An 8,516-nucleotide genomic window follows, 5' to 3' on the forward strand; every position below is an offset into this window, starting at 1 on the left:
CATTAAAATAAAACCTAATTCACTTTATAAGGTTTTAGCTCTTCAAAGAAAATATCATCATTAGGCACATCAAAATCGAGTCCTTGAACTTTTAAATTATTATCGAGATTAAATTTTACAGTTCCAAAATTAAACCAAGCATGTTTTACATCCCATTTAATTTCAAAAACATCATAATGCCAATGTTCTAATGTTGCTGATAAATCTGGTGAATGTTCAAATTTCATTTTTAAATCATCTCCGGATATACTTATGGTAATATCACCATAAATATCACTTTTATAAGTACCTACATAATCATCCAAAGGAACAGATGACGTTGTATTCATGACTCTTTTTAATTTTCTATCGCTTACTCTGGTATCACTTTTTTGATTGCTATTATTGTCTGCCAACATTTTTGCAGACCAATCAACTGTTTCTTGACCCAAAAACTGATCTAATGCGTAATAAGTAGCCGCCATAATTGGGCTTTTCATACCGTTACTTAAAACCACAACTCCTAACTTTTTATCAGGAATCATAGTAATGGCTGTAATCATTCCGTCATATCCACCTGTATGACCCACACGTAAATTTCCATGATAATCACTCAAGCCCCACCCTAATCCATAAGCATTAAAATGACGATTAAAATCATTCTTTTTCGTTTGGTCCACCATATGATTGTTATGTGGTGTCCAAACCATATTTCTTGTTATTTTTGAAAATAATGTATCTTTTCCGTTAATTCCATTGTTCAGATTTAAGATCATCCATTTAGAAATATCATTTACATTAGAAATTACACCTCCTAAGGCACCTATTTCTTCCCAATTTACCCAATCAATAGGAATGTTAACATTATTTTCTCGTGCATGTGGAGTTGCATAATTACCTAATTGATCCAATTTATCAGGATTTGTAACCGTTCTTTCCATTTTTAAAGGATTAAATATTCTTTCCTTCACATTTTCCGCCCAGCTTTTACCTGTTACAGCTCTGATAACTTCACCAGCAGTAATATACATTACATTTGAATATCCATAACCTGCCCTAAAATCATAAGCTTTAGGAATAAATTGAATCCTTTTTACTATTTCTTCAGCACTTAAATCAGATTTATACCAAATAACATCACCACTAAAAGTACCTAAACCAACTCGATGACTTAATAAATCACGAATAGTTACATTAGCACTCACCCATGGATCATAAACCGCAAAATAAGGTAAATAGTCTTTAACTTTATCATTCCAATTTAATTTTCCTTCATCAACCAACATTCCTATTATTGAACTCGTAAAAGCTTTAGAGTTAGAGGCAATAGCATAATTAGTATTCGCATCGGGCCTGTCATTTTTTCCAACTTCCTTTACACCATAACTCCCTGTAAAAACCAATTTACCATCTTTTACAATACCAATTGTGACACTAGGTATATCCCAATCCTTAACCATTTTAGAATAATACTGATCTAATTTTTTAAGATTAACTTTTGGTGATTTTTGAGCAATAGAAACGGTGCTTAATACGCTGAATACCAGAAAAAGTAGTATTAGTTTTTTCATTATTTGATAATTATAGAAAGTTTATAATAAGATTATCTGATAAAGTTAAACTTTTTTCAATTATGGAGTGGGAGTTTTAAACAGAAAATTGTTATATAATAAAATCCTATTACATGAAAAACATTTCTAATACATTCGGTTTACTTTTAATACATCTTACTAATTTACCATTATTCTTTTTATTGTTTGTAACAGGTCAGAATAAGGAATTAGATCATTTAATTAAACTTGCAAAGCATCCGTTAAAGTCGTAATTGAAAAGCTATTTAATTAATCATTATACATTAAATGAGAATTTAGAATAGATGAGTTGGATAAATATTTTTAACTTTCAATTCAGCTATCGCTTTCTGCACAAATTCTTTATCTTCTTTATAAGTAACCCCAAACCATTCTGCATTGGACGTTAATACTTTTAAAGTTGCCTTATTCGATTTTATAATAGAATTGACAACTAAAGGAATAAAAAATTCAGCTTTTAAATTCGTTTTATTTACTGCCAAGAATTCATTAAACAGTTCATCTCCAAATTCAAAATATTTGGGTGTAAATCCCCAAAAATTCATGGAAACTACTGTGTTTTCATCTATAGCAATAAAATTTCCTTGATCGTCTTTGCGTAACAACTTATTATCTACTTTTTCAATATGCGTTCGCTCAATAACAGAAGATAAATACCCAGATTCATTTACTTGGCATTCTCCTCTTGAAACAAAACCATAATCAGAAACCGTATTTTTAAGTAAATACCCCATCATATTAAACGAATAAGAATTCTTATCAGTTTTTAATAACGTATTTGCCATAACTTCAAAAGCTTCTTTACCATAAAAATCATCCGCATTAATTACGGCAAAATTTTCATGAACAACATCTTTAGCCATTTGCAAGGCATGGGCAGTTCCCCAAGGTTTTTTCCTACCAATATTTTGATATGCCTCAGGTACATTTTCAACTTCTTGAAAAACATATTCAACGTTAGCTTTACCTTTTAATTTTTTATCAAAAACACTTTTAAACTCGTTTTCAATACTTTTTCGAATGATAAATACAAATTTCCCAAACCCAGCTCTTAATGCATCATAAATTGAAAAATCTAAAATTGTATCTCCTTCTGAAGTAAATGTATCCAATTGTTTTAATCCACCGTAACGGCTACCTATTCCTGCCGCTAATATTACAAGTGTGGGTTTCGCTTTATCCATATAATAATAATAATAATAATAATAATTAAATCTGCTGTAAAGATATAGTATGTAAAAATTAAAATGTCCCTTTCATCCAGTTATAGGGTTTGTTTTTAATCCAATTCCCTCTTGTGAAATCTGGAAAGTCTTGTGGTTCTCCATTATTTTCGATTGATAGTTCTGATAATGGTGTAATTGCACTCCAAGCTGCTGCATCATAAGCATCCATTGGTGGTGCAATATTTTCTTTTGCTGATTCTACAAATGCGTTGATAACAAAAAAGTCCATACCTCCATGACCAGCACCCAAAGCATGCTCTCCATATTTCTTCCAAAGCGGATGATCATATTTCTCTAACCATTCTTTTGAATCGTCCCATTCATGTGGTTTTTTAGACTGTCCTTCAATATAAATTCTATCTCCATCTTTTTCCCATAACCCTTTTGTTCCTTGAACCCTAAAACCTAGTGAGTATGGTCTTGGCAAATGCACATCATGGGTTACAATAATTGTTTCACCGTTTGCAGTTTCAATGGTTGATGTTATCACATCTCCCATTTTAAAATTTACTTTTGCGTTTGGATGATTCTCCCCTCCATTTTCAACTATATAATTGTGCATCCCTCTACTCTTAGTAGCATGAGAGGTCAATGAAACCATTCGGTTCCCTTTATTTACATTACACATGACCGCAATGGGACCAACACCATGTGTTGGATATACATCTGCATTTCGCAATACTGAGTGTTGTGTTCGCCATGCTGCTTCTGATATTCCTTTATCTCCAAACTCTACTCCCTTACCATAAGCCGATTTACCGTCGTTTAACATAACAAAACGCAAGTCATGCTGATATCCACATCTAAAATGTATCATTTCACCAAATACATTTTGCTTTACCATATTGAGTACAGCTAATACATCTCTACGATAGTTAACATTTTCTAAAATCATTAAATGTGAACCAGTTTCTTCATGAACATTTACTAAATCCCAACATTCTTCCAAAGTATTAGCTGCTGAAACTTCTAACCCTGTATATTTTCCTGCCTTCATAGAATCAACGGCCATACGTGTATGCCATAACCAGGGTGTTGCAATAATAACTGCGTCTATTTCTTTTAACTCCAATAGATTTTTATAATCGTAATCATCTTTTCCGAAAACTTGAACTTTTGGATTTTTATGCTTTTTTATATGCTCTTCTGCAATTTTTATTCTAACAGGATCAACATCACAAATAGCTGTTACAACAACATCTTCTCGTTGTAATAAATTAGTTAAGTGATTTGTACCTCTAAGACCAACACCTATTAAGGCTACTTTCAATTTGTCTTTTTTTGTACTAAAACCATATGTTAAATTTGGTAATACCGAAATACCAGCACCTACTATGGCTGATTTTTTGATGAAATTTCTTCGTGAATTCATAGTCTATATAATAGGTTTACTTCTATTTAATGGCATTTTAAAAGTTTATTCGTTAGTTAATAATCCCCTTTCAACTAATGGTATTCTAAAACGTTCAACTTCTGCATTTGTATGTTCCGTTTCAAATATTTTAGCCGCTTTTTCTAAAATATCCGGATGCATCTCTGCAACATTGTTTTCTTCTCTAATATCCGTATTTAAATTATATAACTCCAGTGTTGGCTCAGCTTTTTTGTCTTTAAGATTACGTCTTATTACTTTCCATTCACCCATTCTTATAGCTACTTGACCTCCATATTCTGGAAATTCCCAAAACAAAAATTCATGTTTTTTCTGCTTTTCAACTTCTCCTAAAAGCGTTGGTAAAAAACTGATACCATCCATCTTTTCAGCTTTATTTTGCTCCGTAATATCCAAAAGTGTAGCCATAACATCATAGTGTGCTGAAATTAAATTAGTTTCAGATCCTGCTTTTATTCTATCAGGCCATGATGCAATCATAGGAATACGAATTCCTCCCTCATATAAATGGCCTTTCCCATATCCGTACTCACTTCTAAATGGTTTAGCACTATCAAACCATGGTGAATCTGTACCTCCATTGTATGTAGGTCCATTGTCCGATGAAAAAATAATTAGTGTATTTTCATAAATCCCTTCTTTCTTTAGTTGAGCTACCAATTTACCAACGTTTTCATCCAAATAAGAAACCATTGCTGCATATGTTGCACGTGGGTTTCTTGCAGGGAAGTACCCTCTATTACCAACGTAGGGCTCCTCTTCCCCTAACTTTTTAACATAATAATCCACCCAGCGTTTTGGAGCTTGCAATGCTGCATGAGGTATTGGATCTGCCCAATACATAAAGAAAGGTTCTTTTTTATTTTTTTCTACGTATTCAGTTATTTTAGTAAACATAATTTCTGAAGCATAATCATTCAGATTATACTTTGCATAACTTGCAGAATTATATGGGTCTGCATCTTTATCTAATTTGGTATTTGGAGCAATAGTATCATTTCTTAATGGATATTTTACTTCATTTTCATATAGGTGAACAGGATAATAAGTATGTGCTTGTCGTTGGCAATTGAATCCGAAAAAATAATCGAAACCAAAATTATTTGGAATCGATTTTGTGTGTGGAGCACCCAACCCCCATTTACCTACCATTCCCGTATTATAACCAACCTGTTTTAATTTATTCGCTATGGTTACGGTATTTAAAGGTATAGGTCTTTGGCCTTCCAAAGTAGAATCTAAAATCATAGCTTTATAATCCCATACTTTACCACGATCTCTCCATTCATCATTACCTCTAACATATGAATGACCAGAATGTTTACCGGTAAGCAAATTATATCTTGCTGGAGCACAAACTGGGGAGCCAGTGTAATGTTGGGTAAAACGCATACCACTTTTAGCTAATGCATCAATATTTGGAGTTTCAATTTTTTCTTGTCCAAACGCTCCCAACTCTGCGTACCCCAAATCATCCGCCAAAATATAGATGATATTTGGTTTTATGTTTACTTCTTTAGTACTACTAATATCTCTTTTACACGAAAACAAAATCAGTATCGTCAATCCTGTAATGGTAATTCTGAATATGGAACTCTTCATTGTTAATTTTTGAAATAAATAATATATTTTAACTCTTTTTTATAATCATTAAATTGTTGGAAACGGATCTTTCTCCATTTTTATCACTCGGTATATTCACCACGCCCCTATTTTTTATCCACATTGTAGTAGAGCCACCGCCATCTAAGTTCAGTGCATCTATACATCCTAAATCTAAAAGATAATTTTGAAGTTCCAAAAGGTTCATGCCTCGAGCCAATTCTCTTCTTCCATCAATTGTTATTAAAAAAATTTCATCATTAGACGTGCAAATACAAGTTCTAGGATGTTTATTAGTTACAAATGGTATCTCAGCCAACTTTAAAGGTAATCTATTTTTCAAAAGCATCGGTCCAGTTACCATTACCATACGTTCAGCATCAGAATTTTTATAAAACAAATCTGACTTTGCAACCTCGAGCCTTAACTCATTATTATCATCAATCACAATAGCTCCATTTAGAAAATAATCGTCCTTACTTCTACGTATTGAATCTGAGATTGTTTTATATAAAACAGAATCATTTTTTTCGAAATAGGTAATTAAATCACCTGTTTTCATATTAAAAAAACCTCCATTAACCGCCGCTATGGCATTAAAATCTTGAGAAATTGTACTTGTTCTATCGAGTTTATTCAGACCTTTTTCAGAATTAAGTTCTAAACTATCTAAATTACTATTTGGGAATTTTAGAATATTTATAAACTGTTGATTACCATTGAGACTATCAATTATTTGTAAATGAATTAAATTCTGGTCTATATATGTACTTTTTTTAACTAACTTTTCTTGTGAAAAAGAAAAAAAAGGGTAAAAGATAAAAAAGACAATTATCAAATTGTAACAATTAACATCATCTATTTTATAAAAATTAGAAATCATATTAAATCATGAAAAAGTCTTAAATTTTGGTTACAACAATATTCTTCCAAAAAACTTTTATTCCCCCACCATCATGAATTTGTAATGCTATTTTCCCATTAGCTTCACCTATTTTTGCATCTTTTAATTCTATCATTTGATTTCCATTTAACCAAGTAGTAACAGTATTTCCTACTACACGAATTTTCATAGTATTCCATTCTCCAAATTTTAAATATTTGTCTTTTTCTGTGTCCGGTTTTATCAACCATCCTCTCCCGTAAGATTCGTAAATCCCTCCTGTATCGTGTTTAGGTGGAGCCACTTCAACCTGCCAACCTGCTATTTTTGTTCCCTCAATACTTGATCTAAAAAACACCCCACTATTTCCATTTGCTGATTGTTTAAAGTCAACAGTTAATTCAAAATTTTTGTAGTCTTTATCAGTGGCTAAATAACCATAATTTTTATCAGGTCCACTTTCACAAACTAATAACCCATCTTCCACTGCCCATTTCTCTGTCCCATAAACTTCCCATCCCGATAAATCTTTACCATTAAAGAGACTTGTTGTCTTTTGAGAAGATGCACAACTTAAAAATAAAATAGATAGTAACATTCCTAAGCTCAATTTGATATGCATATTTTTAAAATTTTAATTATTATAAATATAAATTGTTTTTTATTAATCTATAAATTTAAATTAATCCTTGGTTTAAAACTACTACTTAATATTCACATATAAATAGTTTTTTTGCCGAAAAATTAGAAATTACTATGAACTACTGAATATTATTGTGTCTAAAAACGAAAATGAAAGTTTATTGCATAAAAAAACCTTCATTAAATTAATAATGAAGGTTTAAAAGAAAGGCGACGACATACTCTCCCACCTAGTGGCAGTACCATCTGCACTGATAGGCTTAACTTCTCTGTTCGGGATGGAAAGAGGTGAGCCCTATCGTTATAATCACCTTAAACTGTTTCAGTTCTGAGTTATCAAAACTGTAAGAGTTGACATATAAAAAATAATGATATAGTAAATCGTAATTAAATTAAAAACAGCTTTTTTATAAAAAAAAAGAGTTTTCACTCCCTGTTAGTTGCCCAACAGGGAGTAAGCGTACATAAGCCTATGGGTTATTAGTACTACTCGGCTATGACATTACTGCCTTTACACCTATAGCCTATCAACGTGGTAATCTTCCACGACCCTTTAAAGAAATCTCATCTAGTGGTGGGTTTCGCGCTTATATGCTTTCAGCGCTTATCCCTTCCCGACGTAGCTACCCAGCAGTGCTCCTAGCGGAACAACTGGTACACCAGAGGTCAGTCCAATTCGGTCCTCTCGTACTAGAATCAGATCCACGCAAATTTCTAACGCCCGCTACAGATAGAGACCGAACTGTCTCACGACGTTCTGAACCCAGCTCGCGTGCCACTTTAATGGGCGAACAGCCCAACCCTTGGGACCTTCTCCAGCCCCAGGATGTGACGAGCCGACATCGAGGTGCCAAACCCCCCCGTCGATATGAGCTCTTGGGGGAGATCAGCCTGTTATCCCCGGAGTACCTTTTATCCTTTGAGCGATGGCCCTTCCATACGGAACCACCGGATCACTATGCTCTTGTTTCCAACCTGATCGACTTGTCAGTCTCGCAGTCAAGCACCCTTATGCCATTGCACTCTACGCACGGTTACCAAGCGTGCTGAGGGTACCTTTAGAAGCCTCCGTTACTCTTTTGGAGGCGACCACCCCAGTCAAACTACCCACCAAGCACTGTCCCCATCACTGGGTTAGGCTTCGAATAAGCAAAGGGTGGTATTTCAACGGTGACTCCACAACGCCTAGCGACGCCGCT

At 33.4% G+C, this 8,516-nt stretch carries 7 protein-coding genes and 2 rRNA genes (1 of these 9 cut by a window edge); 1 reads left to right on the forward strand and 8 read right to left on the reverse strand.

Annotated elements, in window-relative coordinates; translation table 11 throughout:
• Nucleotides 1–14 precede the first annotated feature (14 nt).
• Entirely contained in the window at nt 15–1,550 is a 1,536-nt protein-coding gene (locus tag FF125_RS15395) for a serine hydrolase (RefSeq protein ID WP_138950596.1), read from the reverse strand.
• A 113-nt stretch (nt 1,551–1,663) separates the two neighbouring features.
• Here FF125_RS15395 and FF125_RS21960 point away from each other — a divergent pair, with 113 nt between their 5' ends.
• Nucleotides 1,664–1,804, forward strand: coding sequence for a hypothetical protein (locus FF125_RS21960; RefSeq protein ID WP_157972932.1), 141 nt, complete (start codon nt 1,664–1,666; stop codon nt 1,802–1,804).
• Nucleotides 1,805–1,846: 42 nt separating this feature from the next.
• Here the strand turns inward: FF125_RS21960 and FF125_RS15400 are convergent, their stop codons facing one another.
• The 7 genes from FF125_RS15400 to FF125_RS15430 all read right to left on the reverse strand — a co-directional run.
• Nucleotides 1,847–2,755 (reverse strand): sugar phosphate nucleotidyltransferase, encoded by a 909-nt coding sequence (locus FF125_RS15400; RefSeq protein ID WP_138950597.1) that lies wholly within the window; start codon nt 2,753–2,755, stop codon nt 1,847–1,849.
• Between the two features lie 58 nt (nt 2,756–2,813).
• The gene (locus FF125_RS15405; RefSeq protein WP_138950598.1) at nt 2,814–4,169 is read right to left on the reverse strand and encodes a Gfo/Idh/MocA family protein; all 1,356 of its coding nucleotides are present in this window, start codon (nt 4,167–4,169) and stop codon (nt 2,814–2,816) included.
• A gap of 45 nt (nt 4,170–4,214) precedes the next feature.
• Nucleotides 4,215–5,792: an arylsulfatase gene (locus FF125_RS15410; protein ID WP_138950599.1), complete on the reverse strand. Its 1,578-nt coding sequence runs from the start codon at nt 5,790–5,792 to the stop codon at nt 4,215–4,217.
• A 28-nt stretch (nt 5,793–5,820) separates the two neighbouring features.
• Nucleotides 5,821–6,675: a phosphodiester glycosidase family protein gene (locus tag FF125_RS15415; RefSeq protein ID WP_138950600.1), complete on the reverse strand. Its 855-nt coding sequence runs from the start codon at nt 6,673–6,675 to the stop codon at nt 5,821–5,823.
• Nucleotides 6,676–6,694: 19 nt separating this feature from the next.
• The gene (locus tag FF125_RS15420) at nt 6,695–7,297 is read right to left on the reverse strand and encodes a 3-keto-disaccharide hydrolase (protein WP_138950601.1); all 603 of its coding nucleotides are present in this window, start codon (nt 7,295–7,297) and stop codon (nt 6,695–6,697) included.
• A gap of 225 nt (nt 7,298–7,522) precedes the next feature.
• Nucleotides 7,523–7,632 (reverse strand): 5S ribosomal RNA (gene rrf / locus FF125_RS15425).
• Nucleotides 7,633–7,777: 145 nt separating this feature from the next.
• Nucleotides 7,778–8,516 (reverse strand): 23S ribosomal RNA (locus FF125_RS15430) (it continues 2,142 nt past the right edge of the window).

Source organism: Aureibaculum algae (genome assembly GCF_006065315.1).
GTDB lineage: Bacteria > Bacteroidota > Bacteroidia > Flavobacteriales > Flavobacteriaceae > Aureibaculum > Aureibaculum algae.